The sequence below is a fragment of the Deltaproteobacteria bacterium PRO3 genome (genome assembly GCA_030263375.1).
Taxonomy (GTDB): Bacteria; UBA10199; UBA10199; order DSSB01; family DSSB01; genus DSSB01.
Map to the genome: position 1 here is coordinate 1 of SZOV01000023.1, position 22,804 is coordinate 22,804.

5 protein-coding genes are annotated in these 22,804 nt (G+C 66.1%); all 5 read left to right on the top strand.

The annotated features are described in order from the left end of the window. The first annotated feature begins 181 nt into the window (after positions 1 to 181). Entirely contained in the window at positions 182 to 1,021 is an 840-nt protein-coding gene (locus tag FBR05_05600; GenBank protein MDL1871660.1) for a pantoate--beta-alanine ligase, read from the top strand. 72 nt (positions 1,022 to 1,093) lie between these two features. Beyond that, positions 1,094 to 2,395, top strand: coding sequence for a hypothetical protein (locus FBR05_05605; GenBank protein MDL1871661.1), 1,302 nt, complete (start codon positions 1,094 to 1,096; stop codon positions 2,393 to 2,395). Positions 2,396 to 2,622: 227 nt separating this feature from the next. Continuing rightward, positions 2,623 to 13,062 (top strand): FHA domain-containing protein, encoded by a 10,440-nt coding sequence (locus tag FBR05_05610; protein MDL1871662.1) that lies wholly within the window; start codon positions 2,623 to 2,625, stop codon positions 13,060 to 13,062. A 201-nt stretch (positions 13,063 to 13,263) separates the two neighbouring features. Further along, positions 13,264 to 21,381, top strand: coding sequence for a hypothetical protein (locus FBR05_05615; protein MDL1871663.1), 8,118 nt, complete (start codon positions 13,264 to 13,266; stop codon positions 21,379 to 21,381). 26 nt (positions 21,382 to 21,407) lie between these two features. Next, complete coding sequence (locus FBR05_05620; protein ID MDL1871664.1) at positions 21,408 to 22,682, top strand: hypothetical protein; 1,275 nt, start codon at positions 21,408 to 21,410, stop codon at positions 22,680 to 22,682. Positions 22,683 to 22,804 lie beyond the last annotated feature (122 nt).

Below are 22,804 nucleotides of genomic sequence, written 5' to 3' on the forward strand. Positions count from 1 at the left end.
GTTTTTTAGAAAAAAAATAAAATACGTGTGATAGACGTGGCCTCTTCCGGCCTCCAGGAATGGGTCCTGTCCGGTCTGCACCCCCACCGTGCTCGCAAGCTGCGCGCGGCGGGGGACCCCCGCCCGGCCACCCATTCCTGGAGGCCGGAAGAGGCCACGTATTCTTATCTAGGAAGGCGAGATGCGGCAAATCGAGTCGATTCGCGAGATGCAGGAGTGGAGCGCCGAACAGCGCGTCGCCGGGAAGCGACTTGCCCTGGTGCCGACGATGGGCTACCTCCACGAGGGGCACTTGAGCCTCGTCGACGAGGCGCGGCGCCGCGCCGATCGGGTCGCGATGTCGATCTTCGTCAATCCGACCCAGTTCGGCCCCAACGAGGATTTTGAAAAATACCCGCGCGACCTGCCCCGCGACCGCGCCCTGGCCGAGTCGCGCGGGGTGGACGTCCTCTTCGTCCCCGCCGCGGCCGAGATGTACCCGCCCGGCGACCAGACGGCCGTCACCGTTTCCGAGCTGAGTCGCGGACTCTGCGGCGCCTTCCGCCCCGGCCACTTCCGCGGGGTCGCCACCGTCGTCGCCAAGCTCTTCCTCATCGCCCAGCCCCACGTGGCGGTCTTCGGCGAGAAGGACTACCAGCAGCTGAAGATCATCCAGCGCATGGCGCGGGACCTGCACATACCGGTGGAGGTGGTGGGCCTGCCCACCCTGCGGGAAAAGGAAGGTCTGGCGATGAGCTCCCGCAACGCCTACCTGGGCGAGGCCGAGCGGGCCGAGGCCTTGAACATCTCGCGCGCCATCGCGGCGGCGCAGGACGCGGCGCAAGGCGGAGAGCGTCGGACCGCCTTGCTGCGCGAGCGGGCCTTGGCGGTGCTGGCGGAGGGAAAGAACACCATCGTCCAGTACCTCGAGATCGTCGATGCGGAGACGCTCGAGCCGGTGGAGACCTTGGACAGACCTTCGCGAATTATTTTGGCTGTTTATTTAAACGGCAAACGCCTTATCGACAACGGTCCGCTGTAGGGGCGAACCTTGTGTTCGCCCCCGTGCAGGGACGGGCGAACACAAGGTTCGCCCCTACTATCGGAATACAATATGCAACCCGCCCCCATCCAAATCTTCACCGCCCGCCACCTCCTCCCCGTCGCGGGCGACACTCTCTCTCCCGGTGCCCTCGCGGCGCAGGCCGGCCGCATCCTCGAGGTCGGCTCCCCCGAGGCCTTGCGGCAAAAATTCCCCGCCGCCGCCGTCCGCGAATTTCCGCGCCATGTCCTGATGCCGGGTCTGGTCAACGTCCACGCCGACCTCTCGCTGACCCATTATGAGAAATACCCGCACCCCATGCCGGAGACGAAGGAGGGGCGCTTCCTCCTCATGGCCTGGCTGATCAACCGCTCGCGCTTCAAGGCCAAGCTGCCGATCCCCGACCAGCAGAAGGCGGTCGCCGACGGCCTGGAAATCGTCAAACGCTCCGGCACGACCACCTTGGGCGACGTCTGCCGCTTTCCCGTGGCGGTCCCCCTCTACGAGAAGTCCGGGCTGCGCGTCACGGTCCTGGCCGAGATCGAAAACCTCCAGCGCGCCACCGCCCAGGAGGAATTCGAGCAGGCCCTCGCCCTCATCGACGAGGTCGAGCACGGCGGCCATCCCCGGCTTAAGCCCGGCCTCGCGCCCTTCAGCGCCTTCACGATCTCGAAGAACCTGCTGCGGATCCTGGCCAACCACGCCCTGCAGATGAAGATTCCCTTCCACATCGTCGCCGCGCTCAGCTTCAGCGAGATGGAATTTTTCTACGACAGCCAGGGGGAGGTGACCTCGGTGCTCTTCAAGGAGGCCGGCTGGGGCGAGGAGCGCATCCCGCCGCCGCACCACATGACGCCGATCCAGTACCTCCACGAGATCGGGCTGCTCAAGGTCAAGCCGGCGATTGTCGGCGCCCTGCACCTGGGGCCGACCGACGGCGCCCTGCTCGGCAACGCGGAATGCCCGCGAGTCTTCGCGCCGCTGGCCTTCGAGAAGCTCCAAGTCGGCGAGGTTCCCTGGGAGAAGATTCTGAAAGACCGCGTCCCCTGGGCCCTCGGCACCTGGGGCCGCGCCGCCGGTTCCAGCCTCGACCTCTGGGACGAGATGCGCGCGGTCCTCTACCGTCTCGAGGGCCTCGCCGACCGCCAAGCCGCCGGCGACGCCATCCTGCGGGCCGCGACCCTGGGCGGCGCCCGGGCCTTGGGGATGGAGTCCGAGATCGGCAGCCTCGAAAAAAACAAGCGGGCCGATTTCCTCGCCGTCGCCGCGCCGGAGTCGGAAGGGTCCCTCGCCGCCGACTTGATCCAGGGCGTGCGGCCTCACGACATCGCCGCCGCCTTCGTGGACGGCGTCGAGCTCTTCGCCCAACCATAATATAGCGCCCCATCCCGTAATTCGATGGACCTGTGTCGCGATATCTGCGAGACGGCGTCCGCCCGCTCCGTGTGGCGCAACTTTTCCGAAAGGACCGCGATAAGCCCTGGAGTAGGGTGAGTGGAGGTAAGCTAGGAATTCACAACGATTATTCCCGTTTAGGCCGAGGCACACGGTCTAGACCGCGCGGGTGACTGCGCAAGGGACCTCTACTTTGGGGGCACTAGGTGAGCGGACCGACATCATTCCGTCTATCTCAGGAGACCTTTGAGCTTCTGAAGAAAAACCGCGACTTCTACGAGTCGCTGTTCGACCTTCAGAAGAAGAAGGAATCTCCCTTACTTCCGAAAGCGACCGACGCCGAGTCCCGGACCGAGGCCAAGGTCCGCGACAACGGCGACGTCGAGGTCTCCCTCGTCCTGCCCGTCGACGACGACGGCGATGCGTCGAACGGCCGCCTCTACGTCCGCGACACCTTCGTCTTCGACGCCTCCGAGCGCGTCCTTAAGTCCTACCAGCGCAGCTTCGAGCACCACGGCAAGGGCGGCGACGAATGGAAAGGCTGGCTCGCCAAGTACCAGGGCCTGCCCGACAGCGCGGGGCGCGGGGCGGCCGACCCGGTCGTGCAGAAATTCGCCCACCGCGTGGCGCGCAGCTACGGCCGCGCCCTCGTCGACGACGCCGCGAACACCCTGCCCGAGATCAAGGCCGCCTTCGAAAAGGAGCGCCGCCTGCTCAAGACGACCAACCAGCAGGTGCTCGATCTCAACGCGGGCCTCGAGTTCAAGATCAAGGACAAGCTCAATTTCTACAACCTCGCCTGGCGCGACGGAAAGGTAGAGGTCACCCTCCAGCTCTCCGTCGACGACGACGCCGACCAAGCGAACGGCCGTATCCTGTTGCGCGACAAGTTCACGTTGGACGACGAGACCTTGGCCTTCGAGGGCCATGAGCGCACGTGGAAGCTGGCGCCGGGCTCCGAGGGCGACGCCCGCCTGCAGGCCGTTCTGAAAAAATTGCAAGCCGGCGCCAAGCCGCCCTCCGAGGAGGCCGAGGCCTTCGTTCAAGCGTTGCTGCCCGCGATTCTGCCCAAGGGCGAGCCGGACGGCTCCGCGGTCCTGGCCCTGCTCGGGGCGGGCAAGACGCTGCCCAAGGATTACCGCTCGCCCTTCGCCAGGCGCGGGCAAGGCGACCCGGAGGGCTTGAAGGCCGCCGCGCAGTCCTCGCTGGAGGCGATGTACGTCGTCGCCCAAGAGCAGGTGATGAAGCGCTACGACGAGAGTCAGGGCTGGCTGCACTTCGGGGGCTCCGTCGACCAGGTCAAGGAAAAGGGCCTCATCGAGGGACTGTTCCAAAAGGCCAAGGCCGCCTCGGAGAAGAATCCCGGCGTGAGTCCCTTCGCGCTCTTCCATAAATTGGAGCTGAGCGCCGAAGAGACGGTGCTGCGCGACCGCCTGCTGGGCGACAAGCTGATGCAGGAATTCGACGCCCTGGCCCACGAGTCCGACGCCGCGCTGCGCGGCAAGTCTCTCGCCATTTTGGCCCAGCAGAAGCTCTTGATCGACGCGGGGATGGGCGAGTCGGCGATGTTTCTCGCCGAGCAGCTCAAGAAGGATCCGGCGACGCAAAGGGTCGGCGAAGACATCCTCGCCATCGTCCAGGGCAAGGGGGATTTCGGCCAAAAGGTCGGCTACGTCCTGCCTCTGTTCTGCAAAGAGGTCTCCAAGCCCTCGATGCTGCTCGGCATGGCCGCTGCGCCCTTCATGGGCACGGCCTTCGAGTTGGGCGGCCTTAAATTGGCGGCCTGGGCCTACGACGCGAAGAAGATCTCCGACATCGGCCGCGGCGCCAAGCTGGGCGCGGCCGTCCTCGGGATGACCGGCGAGGCCGTTGGCTTCACCGCCATCCACCGCGGCTTCGAGCGGATGCATCACGGCGGCGACAAGGCCTGGAACGGCGCCTGGCAAGAGATCGTCTCGGCGACTTTGATGTTCGGCGGCATGCGCCTCACCCACGGCATGACCGGCCTGGCGACCGCCCGCATGGCGGAGGGCGCCTGGGGTGCCAAGCTCGGCTATCGCTTCGGCGAGGGCCAATTCGCGGGGGCCTTGGGCCGCTCGCCGACCGGCCGCTTCTTCTTCGACGGCGCGGCCCACGCGGCCGGCAAGGGCATCCCGACCCTCACCACCTCCGGCAAGGCCCTGAGCGGCACGATGAACCACCTGGGCGGCATCCTCACGATGCAGGCCAGCGGCGCGCTGAGCCGCAAGCTGGGCCTCATGCCCGAGAACAATCAGAGCTTCGGCGCCAATTTCTTCGACGCGACCGTCATGTACGCCCAGGCGATGGTCGGCTCGCACGCGGCCAACTTGGCGAGCGGCGGGTCCCTGCACCGGAATTTGGGCGCCTTCAAGATGGGCGTGGAAAACCTGAAGAAGGGCATTCCCGTGACGCCGCCGGCGCCTCCGGCCGCGCCGGATCCCGCGACTCAGGCCAAGCCCGATCCCGCGCAGGCGCCCGCAACGCCGCCGCCGGTCGATCCCAACGCCGCCGCGTCCCCGGCCCCCGCGCCGGCCGCCAAGAAACCAGGACTGGCCGAACGCCTGCGCGCCCGCTTCGCGAAGACCGCGCCCGAGGCCAAGGCCCCGACGCCGACCGCGGACCCCGCCGTGGCGCCCGCCGATCCCGGCGCGGCCCCCGTCGAGGCCAAGAAGCCCTCGCTGCTCGATCGCCTCCTGGCCGGTCGCGAGGGGAAGACCAAGACCGTCCTCGAGGCGGCCCGCGAGTGGGTCGGAAATCTTTCTCCCTCCAAGGTAAAGGCCCTCGAGGCCGAGCTGGCCAAGCTGCGCGCCGAGAAGGCGACGATGGAAGGCGAGAAGACGGCCAAGGAAGCGTCGCTGGGCGAGCTGCAAAAACAATTCGACGCCTTGAAGACCGAGCAGGAGGCGGCTCGCGCCGAGGTCGAGGCCAAGGCTCAAGAAATTCAGGGCCTCAAAGACCAGTTGACCCAAGTCGAGGGGCAAAAGACCGCCGCCGACAACTTGGTTGCGGAAAAGGCGCAGGCACTGGGTGAAGCGGAAGCCCGTCTGAAAGATCTCGAGGCCCAGAAGGCCGAGGCGGAGCAGAAGCTTCGGGATTACCAAGAGCAGGCCGAACTCTCCGAGCTGGACCTGGGCGTCGGAAGCCTCGAGCAGCAGATCCAAGCGCACAAGGCCGAGCTGGGCAAGCTGCGCAAGGAGAAGCAGGAGGCCGAGGTCCAGGCCGGCGCGCATCGATTGGCGGCCGACGAATTGCACCGTCGCCTGACCGAGGCCGAGACCGAGCTCGAGCGCCGTAAGCATGTGGACGAAGCCCTGAAGGAGTCTGAGGCGAGCGCTGCAGCGCTCGGAGAAAAAATCGCCGAGCTGAAAGGTTCACTGGAGGATCTGCAGAGGCAAGTGGGCGCCCTCTCCGCGAAGGACGAAGGGGCCACGCGCCTGACCACCGAGCAGGCCCAGAGGATCGCCGAGCTCGCGGGCCTCAAGACCGAGCTCGAAGGCAAGCTCAAGCAGGCCCTCGAGGATATCGCCGGCCTCCGCAAGACAGTCGGCGATCGCGAGGCCGAGCTTAACGCCTTGAACGACCGTCATGAAGACGCCCAGGCCCAACTGAGGTCGGCCAGTCACCGGATCGAGCAGCAGGAACGTTCGCTGGGCCAGCTCGGCAAGGCGAAAGAGGCGCTCGAGACGCAAAAGACGGAGCTTGAGCAAGCCTTGGCCGCGGAGGCCGGCAACAAGACCGAGCTCCAACGGCAGCTCGACGAGACCGTCGCCAAGCTCAAGGAGACCAACCGTGAGCTCGGCTCGGTCAAACACGATCTGGAGATCAGCAAGGCCGGAAAGAAGGCGGCCCAAGAAGAGTCCGCCCGCCTGCGCGAAAGCATGGAAAAGGCCGCCCAGGCCCGCGAAAAAAGCGAAGGCGAGCTGCGGCAAGGACTCCGCGATTTGGAGACCCGGCTGCGCGAACAAGGCCTTCAGCTGGAGGCCTCCCAAAAGGAGGCCGCCGAGATCGGCGCGCGCCTGGCGGAGCAGACCCAACGCGCCGAGGCGGCCGAGGGCCGGGAGGCCGCGCTCCAGCAACAGCACTCCGAGTTGCAAAAGCAGCATGAGACCACTCAGACGGAGCTGGGCAAGGCCCAGAGGAAGATCGACACCCTGACCCGCGAGGTCGAAGCCAAAAAGGCCGAAATCGAGCGGCACAAGACCAGCATCGGCACCTACCAAAAACAGATCGAGGGTCTTCGCGCCAAGAAGGGCGAGCTGGACGAGTCTTTGCGTCAGCTGCGCGTCGAACATACCTTGAAGCTGAAGGAATTGGAGACCGTCCAGAAAGAGTTGGCGGCGGAGAAGGCCAAGGAACCCGAGGTGGTCCGCGATATCAACGCCGAGCTCGAGCTGGAGGCCCGCATCGAGGAGCTCACGACCGAAAAGACCCAGCGCGACCAACGGCTCGCCGAGCTGGAAGGCGCCAAATCGGGCCTCGAGGCCAAGGTCTCCGAGCTGGAAGGCGCCAAAAAAGAGTTGGAGAAGCAGCTGCGCTCCAAGGAGGTCGACCTCGAGATCGCCCAAGGCGCCGCCAAGTCCGCCAACGAAGACCTGCAGACCCTCCGCGACCGTTCGGCCGCCGAGGAGACCCGCCTGAAGAAGTCCCTCGACGAATGGCGCCATCGCGCCACGGAGGCGGAGGCCGGCAAGGCCAACGCCGAGGCGAGGATCCAAGAGCTCGACCGCGCCATCACGGAGAAGCGCGGCCGCATCGAGACCCTGGAGCGGAATTTAGAGGCCAAGATCGCGGAGTTGAAGGCCAGTGAGGGCGCGCGCAAGGTCTTGGAGGGCGATGTCGCCAAGTTGGAGCGGGAACTCGAGGCGCAAAAGGGCCTGCTGGAGTCCAAGAAGGCAGAGTTGGAGGGCGTTCAACGCGAACTCGGCGAGCGCATCGCCAAGCTCGAGAAAGAGAAGGGCGCTCACGAGAAGACGATCGCCGATCAAGTCGCGGAAATGGGCCGCCTCAACGCGGAAATCACCTCCGTCACCGGACGTCTCGCCGGGGTCGAAGCGGCCATGGCCGAGGCCAAGGCCGCCGCGTTGCGGGATATCTCCGCCTTGGAGGGTGAAAAGGCGCAACTCAGTTTGGAGCTTCAGGCGAAGCAGGCCGAGCTCCGCCAAAAGGACAGCGAGCTGATCAACACCCGCGCCCGCGTCGAAGAGCTTGAGGGAGATCTCCAAGGTGCCAGAACCACCGCTGAGAAAGCCAGACGGGATTTCGAGACGGAAAAGGCCGGCTTGGAGGAGAAGATCGCGGCGCAAGAGGCGGCCTTGGCCGAGGGTCGGACCGCCTTGCAGACCGCCCAGGGCGAGGCCAAAGGCCTCCGCCAGGACTTGGAGGTCGCGAACCAGGCGCTGGCCAAGGAAAAGGCGGCCGCCAAGGAATGGAAGCAGAAGTTCGAGGGCCTGGAGGCGACCAGCAAGGCCGAGGCCAAGCGCCTGCGCGGCGAAGCGGAGGAGCTGCGTCGACATGAGGGTCTGGCGGCGCAAAGGGCCGCCGAGATGGTCGCCAGGGTGGAATCCCTCGATGCCGCCCTGACGGAGCTGAGGGGCCAAAAGGAGTCTCTGGAAACGGATTTGAGCGGCAAGCTGAGCGTCGCCGAGCAAAAGGCCGCCCGCGAGGAGGGCCGCGCCAGTCAGGCCGTGGCCGATCTCGCCCGCGCCAAGGCTGAACACACCGCCGAAGCGGAGCGCCTGCGCCTGGAGGCTGCGGAGAAGGGCGGACAAGCCGCCCTCGCCGAGGCGAAGGCCAAGGAGCACGAGGCCGCGCTCGAGACGGAGCGCGCCAAGATCCGCCAACTGGAAGGCGATCTCGCCGCCGCGAAGGCCGAGGCCGAGGCTCTCTTGGCGCCGGCCAGCCTGCGTGCCGAGGCCGAGCAAAAGGCCCAAGACGCAGCCCGCCGCGCTGCGCGGCTGCAAGAGGAGTTGACCGCCGCCGAACAGGGTAAGCTCGCCGCCGAGCGGCGCGTCGCGGCCCTCGAGAAGGAATTGGAGGCCCTGCGCAGCACGACCGAGGCCGAAGCCGAGACGCATCGCACCGAGGCCGCCGGACTGAGATCCCGCGCCGAGGCCGCGGAGGCGCGGGCTAAGGCCGCCGAGGGTCGCATCGCCGCCGCCGAGGCCGAGGCGGAGGCCGCCCGCATCGAGGCCGCCGCCCTGAGCTCCGACGCGAGTGGCAGGTCCGAGGCCGAGGCGGGCCTGCGCCGCCTCAACGAGGAGATCGCCGGCCTCAAGGAGATGGTGAAAGAGGCCGAGCAGCGCGCCGCCGACGCGGACCGCCGCGCTGCCGAGTTCGAGGGAGCCCTGACCGCCTCCGAGCAGAGCGCGGCCGAGTCTGCGCGCCAAGTCGAGGAGCTCCGGGCCCAGAAGACCGCGGTTGATAAAGAGCTAAAAGAACTCAAACCCAAGTTAGAGAAGGCCGAACGGGAATTGACCGATGCCAAGACCAAGCGCAAGGAGGCCGAGGGCGAGCTGCTCGGCGCGCGGAGCCGCGCCGCCGAGCTGGAGGGCCAGCTGGCCGTCAAGCAGGGCGAGGTCGAAGCCAAGGCGAAGGAGTTGCAGGCGGCCCAGGACCAAGTCGGGAAGATATGGTCCGAGAGCCAAGAGGCCGGACGTCAAGCCCAGAAGAAGATCGGCGAGCTGGAGCGGGAGTTGACTACCCTGCGCAACGCCAAGGAAGGCTTCGACGAACAGATTCAGATCGAGCAAGAGCGGGTCCGCGAAGTGGAACAGACCCTCGAGCTGTTGGTGGCGGGCGAGGAGGCCCTCCGCCAAGAGGTCGCCACCCTCAAGGGAGAACGCGACACCGCCAACCTGCGTGCCGCAGGTATCGAGCGGACCCTGTCCCAAAAACAGGCCGAGATCGAAGGGCTCAACGTCGCGCTCGAAAACGAGCAATTCATGGGCTTCCGCAGCCCGCACGAATTGTTCGGCGGCGCCGACCCTCGGGCGCAGCGCGTCGAGACCCGCCTTCAGGGCACGGCTCTCCTCGGTGATGCCCAAGGTCGCGTGATCGGCGAGGCCCACCTCATCGCCGGCGGCGAGGAAGGCATGATGAAGCTCGCCTTCACCGACGGCTCCCGTGCCTCCGGACGCACCTCGATTGGCAATGTGCCGAACGGCGGCAACGGCCGGCGCAAGTTCCAGGGAGACAGCATTTACATGGGCCGTTTCCTCCTCCCCGACGGGACCGAGGTGAAGGTCCTGGCCGGCGCAGACGGCGCCGGAGGGGAAGGCGGACCGGGTGCGGACGCCGTCGCCTCCAGCGCCTTCCTGCAGGGCGTGCACGCTCGGGTGGCCGAGGCCGCCCGCGAGGGCAAGGTCGCCACGGCCAAGGAGATCTTCGAGGCCGGTGTGGCGGCGGTGGAGCTGCAACGCAACCAGGCGGACCGCAATCCTCCCGGCCAAAAGGGCATGAGGACCGCCACCGGCGCCGGCGCGGTGATCGTCGTCGTCGGCAACGAGGCGATGGTAGCCAGCGTGGGGGATGCGACGGTGTTTTTGGCTCGGCCGAACGCCGAGGGGAGCTACGACATCCTCGGTTACTCGAACGTCGACGGGGTTCCTCTACCCGACGGCCAAGGGGGGTGGATATACAACCAGATCGCCCGCGGCATTCACCAATACGAGCCCAGCCTCTACCGCGTGACGGATCTGCAGCCCGGCGACCGTTTTCTCATCGCCAGCGACGGCTTTCACGAAAACACCTCGGGCGGCCCCTACAAGCAGCACGGCTCGCGGGACTCGCGGCAGTACCACGGATTTCGCCCTCCGACCCAAGAGACTTTCGCGGCCCTGCGCGGCGGCTTGAAGGCAACTCGCGGCCGAGTTGATTCGGCTTCCCTCCTGCACGACCTCGCGATCGAGAACATCCGCCAGCCCGGCCGTTTGGTGACCCTTGAAGGCGAGCCGATCCAGCTTCCGCAGCACGTGGACAAAGACAACATCTTCGTCCTCGACTACGAGCACGGCAAGGCGCCGGCGAGTCGCTACGAAATACCGATCAATTATTCGCCGCTCGAGCCGGTGCCGACCGCCGAGCAGATCCTCGCCGCCGAGGCCGCGGCGGAGCGCAGCACCGCGAAGGGCTTCAAGGTCCCGGCGACGCCTCCCGGCAGCGATCCCAACTACCAGCCGCGGATCAGTGACCGGACCATCGCCGACTTCCACTTGAAATACGTCGAGGACATCGCGAAGCTCTATGGATCCGCCTCCGAGCAGGCCTCCCAGCGGATCTTGAAACTTTACCTGACCTTCCCCGAGATCGAGGAGGTCTTCAATCCCAGCCTCCTGGCCCGCGCCGAGGACCTGAAGCTGCAGGGCGACCTCTTCGACGCCGCGAAAAAGCGGATCGAAGCGCGCCAAGACCTGGGCGAGAATATCCTGAAGGCCGCGGCGGCCGAGCTGGAGAAGATCAAGGGTATCCATCGCCCCTTCGAGGTCCCGCAGGCGGCCGAGGTGGAACGGATCCTGGGCGCCCATCGAACCCTCCTGGAGCGCATCTTCGGGGATGGCGCCGCGGAGGCGGCCACGGTCTACGCCGGCATCTTAAAAAACCTGCCCCAGGTGGAAGCCGCTCTGGGACCGGCGGAGTTGGCGAAGCTGGAGCCAGCCGATTTTGAAAAATTCTACAAGCGCAAGCTTCGTCCCGGACTGCACCGCGACAAGCACCGCTACAACGAGGGTACGGCCGCCGACGCGGCCTTCACCGCGGCGGAAAAGCTGAGCGAGCTGCACAAGAACGCCGCGGACTATCGCCAGGCGAGCGGTTGGACCAGCGCCAAAGCGATCGAGACCGGCCTGCGCGAATGGCCTCTTGACACGGCCACCGAGTATGTCGTCGGCAAGAACGGCGGGGCCAATATCCGCATCCCCGACAACGGCGTCTCCCGCCGACATTTCAAGATCTACGCCCGCGTCAACCGCTGGGTGGTGGAGGACGTCGGCAGCACCTACGGCACCTTCGTCAACGGCCAGCAGGTCCAGACCGCCCAGCTCAAGCACGGCGACCGCATCCAGGTCGGCGTCGACGTCGAGCTGCAGGTGCAGATCGACGGTCCGAGCGGCGCGGCCCGCTTGGTCGAATTGCCGAAGAAGCCCGGCGCAGGCCTGCCGGGACAGCCGGAGCCCATCCCCACGGGCGACGGGGCCTTCGCCTTCAAGATTCCGCGCGGCCGTCCCGTCTACATCGGCCGCAAGCAGATCCCCGACGCTTCGCTCTCGCCGGATCACTTCGAGCTGATCTTCAAGGGCAACGGCTGGTTGATCCGCGACATGGGTTCCGACACGGGGACCCAGCTCAACGGCGTCGACATCCAAGGCGGCGTGGACCCCGCCACGCAGCGCCGGACCCTGGGCAACTTCCATGCGATCCAGGACGGGGCGCTCGTCACCGTCGGCGGCCTCACCTTCCGCTTCCACGAGAGTACCGACCACGCCAGCTTGATTCAGGTCGCCGGACAGGTCTCGCCCCCCAGCTCCCACGCTTTTAGAACGCCGGCGCCCCAGGTGGCGCGCATGCAGCTGCAGGAGGGGGCGAATTACCAGTTCAACGGCCCCGACGGACGGCAGGTCGCGGAGATCTTCTGGGACGCCTTCGAAAACGGCGGCGGCGAGTTCATCCTCCGCGAGATCACGAACCACGGCTACGTCTGGGTCTTGAACGGCAACAGCTATGAGCCGCTTTCCGGAAACACCTACGCCATGGGAGACGGATTGATGTTCGCTTTCGGGCCGAGGCCGGAGCAGGCCCAATGGTACGTCTTCAAGGACGGCGCCGTGACCGCCATTCAAAACGGCCGTCGTCCCCGCGCCTCGACCGAACCCATGGCCTCGCCCGACGCGGGCGTGGTGATCGAGTTTCCGATCGGAGGACAGCCGGTCAAGCTGGGTCGCAGGGAGCTGGGCGGGAACGCCAATATCTCCAACCAGCATTTGTCCTTCACCTTCCACGACAAGGGCTGGTGGGTGAAAGACCTGGGCAGCAGCAACGGCACCTACCAGAACAACCAGCTCATTTCAAAAGGCCGGGGCCAGGAGGGCGAGTGGAGACGGGTCTCGCCCAACGACATCCTCAGCCTCGGTGGTGTCCACTTCGTCTTCAAGGTTAGGCCCGACGGCGGGATGCGCATGGAACAGATCGCGGCGGCACCCGTGCCGATGGAGCCGATTCCGGTCTCGATTCCGCCTTCCTACATGCCCTCGCGGGGGCCGCAGGCCTTCGGACCTCCATCTTTCAACGGCGGCGAGATGAAGGTGGGCTGGGCCCGTCTCATCCGCATCGTCGAGAACAAGGGCGAGGTGGGCTTGCAGGCCGCCGAAAGCGACGAGGCCACGCCGCGCGAGTACAAGCTGAACATCAACAAGGGCGGCTTGTTCCGGGGGCTCTTCGAAAAGGACCTGGCGCGCATCGAGGACCTGGGCGAGGGCCGCTATCGCATCGAGAACGTCGGCTTCAAGCAGGGGATGAGCATCACCAACCCCGCGAAGGGCAAGAACATCATCGTCGGCCTCGGCCGCAGCGACCAGGCCCTCGCCGGAGACACCCTGGAGTTCGACGGCCACCAGATCACCCTGAAGCCCTAATTCCAATGCTTTCGGACACTTGCCACAAGGCCCCCCGCGCCGTCGCGCGGGGCGGCGTTTTGTTGTACGCCTCTCGGCAACTTTTCACCGCCCAAGACGATAAACCCTAACGTTGGGGAACGTTTAGGACACAGGCACAGGTCCTATCGGCCTTGGATATAGGGAAAAAAGGCCAATAGGATCAGATATTTGGGGGCACAGATGGGTGGCAAGCTCACCTCCGCGCTTTCGCAGGAAACCCGGGATCTGCTCCGGGACAACAAAAGCTTCTTCGAGGCCGTCAGCAATCTCGGGGACAAGACCGGCATCAAGATCCAAGGCAAGGACGCCGAGGCCCGCACCGAGGTCGAGGTGCTCGCCGACGGCAACGTCGCCGTCAGCTTCGTCTATCCTGTCGACGACAACCCCTCGAGCGACGACGGCCGCATTTATCTCCGCGACACCTTCACTTACGACCCCAGCCAGAAGAAGCTGAACGGCTACAAGCGCGATTTTCAATACAACGGACGCGGCGAGGACAAGGAAGGCTGGCAGCGGCGCCTGGCCGCCTACCGGACGGCCGCGCTGCCCGACGACCAGAAGCTTCAGGCCTTCGCTATGCTGGTGGCGCGCACCTTCTCGCGTCCCTTCTCGGCGGAGCACATCGCCATCTTCGGCAAAAACAAGGGCGAGACGCAGCAATTCGGCACCCTGATCGCGGCCACCCAGGCGGAGGGCCTGGCGTTGCGCGTGAAAGACCCGCGCAGCCACTACGCGGTCTTCCACCGCGGCCTCACGACCGAGGTGGTCTTCTCCTACGTCGCGGAGGACCCTGAGGGCAAGAAGTCGGGCCACCTGCTGGTCCAGGACAAGTTTTCCTTCAACGGCAACACCGGCGAGTGGGTCGGCTACGAGCGCACGGCCAAGGTCGGCGCGGGCAGCTCCGATAGCGAGTACTGGGAGGGAAAGGCGAAGAAGATCGCCGCGGCCGAGAAGCCGAGCGCCGAGACCGCCAAGGCCTTCATCCAGAGTTTCCTGCCGGATCTGCTCACCAAGATCCCGCAGCCGGCGAGCACACCGGCCGAGCCGGCGCCTCCCCCCGGCGGCTATGCCGAGTACAGCGACGCGCTGTTCCGCAAGACGATGAACTCGGCCGTGCGCAGCGCCAAGGCCGTCCCGTTGGCCCAGATGGAGCCGCAGTTCTTCAAGGGCCTGGCCGCCGCCGATAAGTATTTCGAGCCGCTCAAGGCCTCGCTGGGGGCGGATTTCCCGCTCAATCTCAAGGACCCGCCTGTCGAGGTCACCACCAACGTCGAAGGGGGCAAGACCTACGTCTTTTTGAAATTCTCCCTCCGCCCGCAGGGCGGCGAGGGGCAGGGATATCTCGACTACACCGAGCGCTGGACCTTCGAGCACGGCCAGCCGGCCAAGGTCGACCGCCGCGCCCAGGCCTTCGGCGCCCCGGAGGGCGGCAGCGTGGCCCTGGCGACCCAGCGGATCAACGACGACATCGCGGCCGAGAAGTACCCGCCGATCGCGGACAAGGCCACCAGCCAATTCGACGAGCGTACCCTCAAGTTTCTCAGCGGGACCGTTCCCTTCGTCGCCCCGCACGTCGCCTACTTCGGGATGCCCAAGATCCTCGACAATCCCCAGCTCGGCTACGAGCAGCGGATGGTCTTCGAGGTCCTCGACGCGGCCAAGACCTCGCTGGAGCCGCTGTTGCACCTCCAGGGCATCGATCCCGCCTACCGCACCCGCGTCCTGCGCATGCTGGCCGGGATGGGCCACGGCGACCTCGAGACCGCCGGCGCCGCGATGCAGGAGCTGGAGCAGACCGAGGACGCCGCACTCAAGGCCGCGACCACGCCCGAGGAAAAACAGCGTCATGAGGACAACCTGCGCCTGACCCGCACAGTCTTCGCGCTCAGCTCGGGCGACATGGATAAGGCCCAAGAGCTGGTCAAGGGCTTCCACTCGCCGGCCTTCAAGCGCGCCTTCGAGAAGCCGCTCGCGCCCTTCTTTGCGCGCCGCCGCGCCATGGAAGGCCTGGCCGTCATGGCGAAGGTCGCCGAGGACCAGATCTCGCTGCGCGTCCGCGACAGCAAGGCCTGGAGCTACAAGGGACCCAAGGTCGACCCCGAGGCCGAGAAGAAGGTCGTCGACGGCCTTTTCCAAAAGGCCTTCCTCCAGACGACGCAGAGCAAGAAGTCCGACGCGATCGCGGTGCTGCGCGAGCTGAGCGAGATCGGCAAGGGCAAGGAGCCCAAGGACTATACCGAGGTCGAGAAGCACCTCGCGCTGACGCCCGAAGAGCGCGCCCTGGCCGAGCGGGTGATCCAAGACACCCTGATGGTCGAATTGGCCGCCATCGCCCAGGACGACATGAAGGACATCCAGGCCCAGCGCTACATGGGCATCGCCCGGGACAAGCTCTTCGACAAAGGCATGGTGGGCTCGGCCCGCTGGCTGACCCAGATGGTGGCGACCGACAAGCTCCCCAAAAGCCGCGCCGCCGAGAGCCTCGACATCCTCAAGACGATGGCCTCCGAGAAGATCGAGCTGGCCTATCCCGCCCTGAAGCAGGCCCCGAACCAAGTCCATGTCCCGCAGGAATACCAGGCCCTCGAGCCCCTGCTGACCAAGGCGGCCGAGAAGAGCGTCGCCGACACCAAGAAGTCCATTTTCACCTTGCTGCAGGAAATGACCGATCTGCAGGGCGACGAGCTCAAGCTGCGCGACGCCCTGCTCAAGTCGCCCAGCCTGAAGAAGGTCGACGAGGCCGCCAAGCTCCCCACCGTGGCCGAGCGGGTCAAGGTCTACCGCTCCATCTTCGACGGCGTCCTGAAGGGCGACCCGAAGGACCCGAAGTTCGCCCAGGTCAAGGCCATGGTCGACGAGCAGATGAGCATGATCGAAAAGGCCAGCGAGGACGGCGCCCCAGGACCCGAGGGCGTGCTGCTGGCGCCGCTCATGGCCCAACTGGACCTCGCCACCGCGCACGACGCGAAGGCGCAGGACGTCGCCAAGGTCGCCGAAGCCCACGACAAGGACATCAAGGCGGCGCAGAGCCTGCTCGACAAGGCCTCGCTCGCGGCGGTTCAAAAGCCCGGCGAGACCGCCTTCGCGATCCTCCGCGCCCTGCCCGACGCCGACTTGAACGAGGACGAGAAGCGGATCCGCGCCCAGCTCCTCGAGGACAAGACGCTGGAGAAGTTCACCGGCGTCGCCGCCGAGGCCTCGATGGAAAAACGCGTCGAGGCCTACACCAAGCTGCTCCAGGACCCGGAATTCGCCAAGACCGGCTTCAAGAACAGCTCGGTCTGGCTGGCGCAGATGCTGCAATCCGGAAAAATCCCCGACCTGACCGGCTACCACCCGCCACTGGTGGAGGGGCAGCCCAAGCCCGCCTCGCAGGAGAACGCCGAGCGCCTCGAGCGCGATGTGCAGAAATTCCTCGCCCTCACCGAGGGCAAGGGCGACTTCGGCAGCAAGTTCGAGGTCGGCCTCAAGCACTTCTCCAAGGAAGTCAGCAAGCCCACCACCCTGGCCGCGATGACCCTCGCGCCCTTCGCGGGCGCGGGCTGCGAGATGCTCGGCCTCTGGAAGTTCCGCAATTGGGGCATGATCGGCCGCGGCATCGGCTGGACGGCCGGCGTTTACGGCGAGGCGGCCGCCTTCACCTATTCCAGCAAGGCCCTGGATTCCTATTTCTACACCTCGGAAGGCGTGTGGGAAAACCACGGCGGCGATCTCAAGTCCAACATCCTCCTGTTCGGCGCCATGCGCGGGGCGCACGCGACCAGCGCCGCCTTGAGCGAGCGCTTCCTCGCCACCGGCCCCCGCGGCTTCAAGTGGGCGGGCGGCTACGTCGCGGGCGAATCGAGCGCCGCCGGCCTGGCCAAGAGCCCGACCGGGCGCCTGCTCAACGTCGGCAAGGCCGCGGGCCCCGGCGTGCCCCAGCTGACCGTCAACGGACGGCGGCTGGCGACGGTGCTGGACCACGGCTTCGCGATCGGTTCGATGTACGCCGCCGGTAAGGCCAACTACAAATTGGGTTGGTCGAAGCATGACGGCACCTTCTCGGACACCCTGCTCATGTACGTCCAGGCCATGGCCGGCTTCCGCCTCGCCAACGGCCTGACCGGCGGAAAGCTTCAGCTCGGCATGATGGAATCGCGGATGCGCATCGAGAACCTCAAGGGCCGCAGCGAGATCGTCGAGCTGCAGGGCAAGATCGAAGCCGCCAAGAAGGACGGAAAGACCTCCAAGGACCTGATCGAGGCCATGGAGAAGGAGCTGCAAAGGCTCCAGGAGGCCGAGCAAAAGGCCGCCAAGGATGCCCCCGCCGCCCAGCCGGCGCCGGAAGGCATGCTCCAGCTCTTCGGCGCCGTGCCCAAGGATCTCACCCTCACCAAGTCGGAAGGGGGGAAGAAACTCGAGGTTGCCCTGCCCAAGGAGGGCGAGAAGACCTCGCTCGACGCCTTCCTCCCGCTGGGCGAGGGCCAAGGCCTGCGCGTCTCGCGCGAGAAGGACGGCAGCCTCGTCCTGCACCACGAAGCGAAGACCGAATTACCGCCGGAAGCCAAGGCGGAGCCGAAGCCGGAGGCCAAGGCCGAGCCGGCGGAACCGAAAGACGGAGATGCCAAAGCTGAGGCGCCCGCGGAGGCCAAGGACGGCGACAAGCCCGCGGATACCGCGGGGACGCCCCCGGCCGAGCCCAAAACTGAAGCCAAGGACCCGGCCGCTCCCTCGGTGCCGCCCGCGCCGCTGGAAACCGTGCTGCTCAACGGTGAGACCTTCGCCCCCGGCAAGTCCGCGAGGCTGGCCCACGGCGACGTCCTGAACGTCGGCGGCAAAGAAGTTCGCATCGAGATCCCCGATCCCCTCCTGAAGGAATTGGCCTCGACCCCGCGCGAGCACCAGATGAGCCTGGCCCGCGCCATCGCGAAGGCCAAGGACCCGGCCGCGCTCTTCAAGATGCTGCGCGAAAGCCCCTACCAGGGCGGCGCGGAGGTCTTTGTCGCCGTCGCCGAGGTCTTCTCGGGACGCCGGCCCTTGGAGAGCCTCCCCGTCGAGATGGGCATCCAGGGCAAGGTGAAGTCTCTGCTCGAGACGCAAGTTGCCGAGCTGAAAAAGGCCGGACTCGGCCTCGACCCCGCCACCGAGCTCAAGGGCGGCGTGATCGACCCGCGCCTCTCGCCGCTGGAGGTCGAATTCCAGACCCTCAAGGCGATGGAAGCGCTCAAGCTGCGCGTCGGCCGTGCCCGCACCCTGGCCGAGGCCCTCGAGACCCTCGGCGAGTCGCCCTTCAAGAAGATCGGCGGCGTGACCACCAAAGAGATCTTCGACATGCTGGGCCACGAGCAGCTCAAGGCCGTCGTCGAACAGGCGAAGAAGAGCGAGAGCGCTCTCCTCGAGAAGGTCGGCATCGCCGAAAAGCGGTTGAAGCTGGAAGAAGGCAAGAAGCGCCCGGACAAGGCCATCATTTCCGAGCTTAAAGAGAAGATCGAAGAATGGAAGGCCGCCGCCGAGAAGTCGAAAGAGCTCTCGACCGCCCTGGAAAAGGCCCTGGAGGAGCACCTCAAGGATCAGCAGCAGGCCAATATCGAGACGGATCCGGCCAAGCTGGTCGAGAAGCTGCCGGCCGATTTCGGCATCCGCCAAAAGGGCCGCGACGCCGTCGAGCAGGCCAACGGAAAATTCGAGAAGAGCCTCAGCGATAAGGAAGTCAAGACCGCGATCTCGCTGGTCAGGAAATACCTCGACGTACAGGCCAAGGAGGATTTCCAGGCAGCGCAGAATACCCTGCGCCACGCCCTCGACAACGCCACTCCGCAGGCCCGCGTCCTGCTGCGCCGGGCCAGCGAGGCCGAGATGGAAGTCCTGCTCAAGGTCTACTTCGGCGAGGCCAACACCCGCGAGCTACCCGCCGCCCAGGCCTATCAGACGGCGACGCTGCTCGGTTACTCCCGCGCCAAGCAGGAGCTGGGCATCTTGCAAGACCTCAACAACCCGGGCGAGAATGTTGAGCTGGTCCGTGGAGAGCTCGACGCGATTTCGACAAAGGTGGACGGCAAGGCCCTGGTCTTCCGCAGCCACCCCGCCAACAAGGACGGCCAACAGCTCGTCTTCACCAAGGGCGAGATCCTGGGTCTGGCGGAGCAGGCGAAGCAGGTCTTCGCCGGTCACGAGTCGCAGAGCGGCAGCGGAGGTCCCTACCGCGGTGCGCCGGACAGCGCCTACAAGGGTCAACAATCCGACACGCAGGCCTTCTTCGATCCCGCCACGCGCAGCTTCCAGACCTGGGTCGTCCATCCCAAGGGCCTCTCGCGCGTGAAGGTGACGCTTGACGCCAAGGGCGAGGTGGAGAAATTCGAGATCAAGTACGCCGCCAAGCCCGAGGCCTCCGGCAAGGGCCAGACCAGCCTGCTCACGCCGCCGAAACTCGAGGAACTGAAGGGCGAGGGCGACAAGGTGATCCCCGTCGAGGGCGTCCGCGTGGAGTACGACGCCCTGTTGAAGGAATTCCCCTTCGACGTGCCGGGCGTGACCCGGGCCGAACGGGCCTTCGACGCGATTGCCAAGGTCACCGACAAGATCCCCAGCCTGCCCAAGCTGCCGAAGCTCGGCAAGGACGCGAAGGCGGAGCCGAAGGCCGACGCCAAGGTCGACGGGAAGACCGAGGGCAAAGACCCGAAGGACCCGCCCGCCGACGGCGCAGCGCCGGCCGACACGGCCGCCAAGCCCTCGGGCAAGGGGCGCAAGAAGTCCGGCAAGAAAGGTTCGGCCAAGAAGTCCAAGGCCGACGCCTCGCTGGCCGGCGGGCTTCGCTCGCTGCTCGGCCGGGACAGCGCCAACCCCGTGGCCTCTTTGTTCTGGAGTGCCGTGGATTTCTTCTCGCGCAAGCCCGAGACCGTCAAGCCGGAGGCCAAGGCGGAAGACGCCTCGGCCGTGCCCCCCGCCGCTCCGCCCCCCAAGGTTGAGGGCGGCAATCGCCCCACACTTCCGGAGGGGCTCAAGATCCCCGACACGAAGGTCGCGATGGGCGAGCTGGGCGGCTTCGAGAAGCCGGAGTCGCTTGAGATCCATTACCCCGCCAACGCCGTGATGGGTGAGGTCTACGCCAAGACCCACGAAGGTCAGGGTCGCGCGGAAAACCAAGACGGCGTCGCCGCCACCTACACGCCGGCGCGAGACCTGGTGATCGCGGCCGCCGACGGCATGGGCGGACACGCCGGCGGGAAGGAGGCCGCGCGCCTCACCCTGGAAACCTTCATCGAGAAGGTCTCGCAGGGTACGGAAATTTCCGAGGCCGCGCAGGCGGCCAATAAAAAGGTAGTCGCCGAGCTCTACAAGCCCGAGGAAGGGAGAAGGCAGCCCGGCGCCGGCATCGTCATCCTCCAGGTCCATCGGCCCGAGGCCCACGGCGCCCCGCAGACGATGGAGGCCTTCTGGGGCAGCGACCTCCAGTTGACCCTCTACCGCGCGGCCCCGGACGGGACGGCCTCTTGGATCTATGCCACGCGCCCGGACAACTGGGGCCGGAATGCCGTCGACTTGAACAAGGATTACGGTCCGAAGGGGGAGGGGCGCGACCTGAAGAGCAACGCCCACCATCTCGGTTCCAATGTCGAGAACGTCGTTGGTACCTTGAACTTCCGGCTTCGCAGCACCGCCGAGGGCGAGGTCTTCGACCCGCAGACCGGCTTCCGCTCCGCGGAGGGCCTGAACAAGATCGCCCTCAAGGACGGCGACGTCGCCATCGCTGGCTCCGACGGCCTTTGGAAGAACATCCCCGACCGCAACCTGGCCTATGAATGGACCAAGGACGCGAAGACCGCGAAGGAGAAGGCCCAGATCCTCGACGCCAAGGTCCGCGAGCGCATGAAGATCGCGGAAGAGGCGGACGCCAAGTTCGAGAGCGGCGAGCTCTCCAAGGAAAATGACCGGATGCCTTTCCAGTTGGACGGCAAGCAGCTCTTCATCGATTACAAAGGCAACGTCTACGACCAGGCCAAGGACGGCAAGCTGGTCGACCACTTCGAGGCCGACAACTTCAGCGTCTTCGTCTACATCCACGGCACCAAGGGCGCGCCGGACGCCGCGCGCGTCGACTCGACGCCGCAGGCGCCCAAGCCTGAGCCCGAGACGGGCGCCATGCGGGAGCCCTCCGACACGGAACTCTCCGACCCCGACAAGACGGGCATCTGGGTTCGGCCCGAGACCTTGAAGGAGAAGCCGACGGACAAACCGGAAAATCCCCCCGCGGACTTTGACAACGAGGTCACGGTCGTCGCGCCGATGCCGAAGGCGCCCAAGCCCGATCCAAACCCTTAGCCGGGGATCCGGCCTCGGGTACGGCCGTGGTCCCCGCGAATCAAGCCCACCCGCAAAAGTCTCGAAGGGCCTTCGAGCAAGGCCTCTATGAGCAAGTGTTGAAGAACGCCCGCGTCGCGGCGCAGGCCGAGGCCTCGAAACACACCCATCGTGATTCGCCTTTTGCCGCGGTCGACAACGCCCACCCATTTGTGCTGCGCCTCGACGGCGAGTCGGGGCAGGTCTTGCCGGAGGGAAAGTCGGCTAAGGTCTTGATCGAGATCCGCTACCAGCTGCGCCCCGACGAGAACCGCCTCGTCCTCGATCCCGAGACCGTCCGCGGCCTGCAGGCGACCTTGAAAGACTTGTCTGAAGGCTCCGAGGTCGTGAAGACCGTCGTCGAGGCCCTCTTGGACCTTCCGAAATACCCGATCGTCCTGCCGCGCGGCGCGCGGCCCGCCCTGGAGGGCGGGGCTCAAGCTGACGGCGCGGTGGTGCTCCCGTCCGCCGATCCCGCGGTCCTGCAATTCAACCGGGGCGCCCTGCATACGAGCGATACCAACAACGCCCAGATGACCGTCATGATAGGCGGGGAATCTGCGGCGGTGAGGCATTGGTACAAGGTCGGCACCTTGACCCTCGACGCCGAGGGTCGCATCGTCGGCTCCGCGATGGGTCGCCCGGATTTTCAGTCCCCGCGCGGGACGCAGTACCGCAAGGGGATGAACGTCGGCGGCGACGAGGTCCCGGTGATCCTCTACAGCGACACGGTGATGTGGCAGGGGCCGCTGGGCGGGCTCAATCCCAAGCAGCAGTCGGCCATGCTGGCCCTCTTCGACGCGAGCGCGAAGCGCCGCGCCGAATTGCAGGCCGAGGACGCCTACGCGGTCGACGCGATCTTGGGCCAGGGCCTCGGCAAGATGGCGCTGGACTTGGGCGGGATCGTCTACGACGGCAAGGCTTTCCGTGCACGGGCCGATCAGGGGCCCACGCGAATGACGCTTCAGGTGCTGCGCGACGGCGAGGGGCTGCTGCGGGTGGCGGTGGAGGGCGAGGGCGGTGTGGCTCCTTATCGCCCCTGGGCCCACGCCCGGCCGGACGCCGTCGAGGCGCCGCTTGGCAAGATCGAATTGGCCTTCGAATACGATCAAGGAGGTTCCCCCCTCTCGCGGGGCGGTTTCGCCTTTCCCGCCCTGAAGCGCTTTGACTACCGCGTCGAGGCGGGCACCGAGCAGGCTCGGGAGATAGCCGAGCTAATGGAATTCCTAAAAAATTCCTTCAGCGTTCCCCGGAAACCCGACTTTGGCTTCTTAGGCCAATAAAAAAATGCCTTGACCTTGTACCAAAAGACAACTTTTAGCGGGGAACCGCGATAAGCACGTGAACGACCGGCATCGAAATTAGCGAGTATGTACGCGGCCTTGCCGGCCGGTTCCCAATTTTT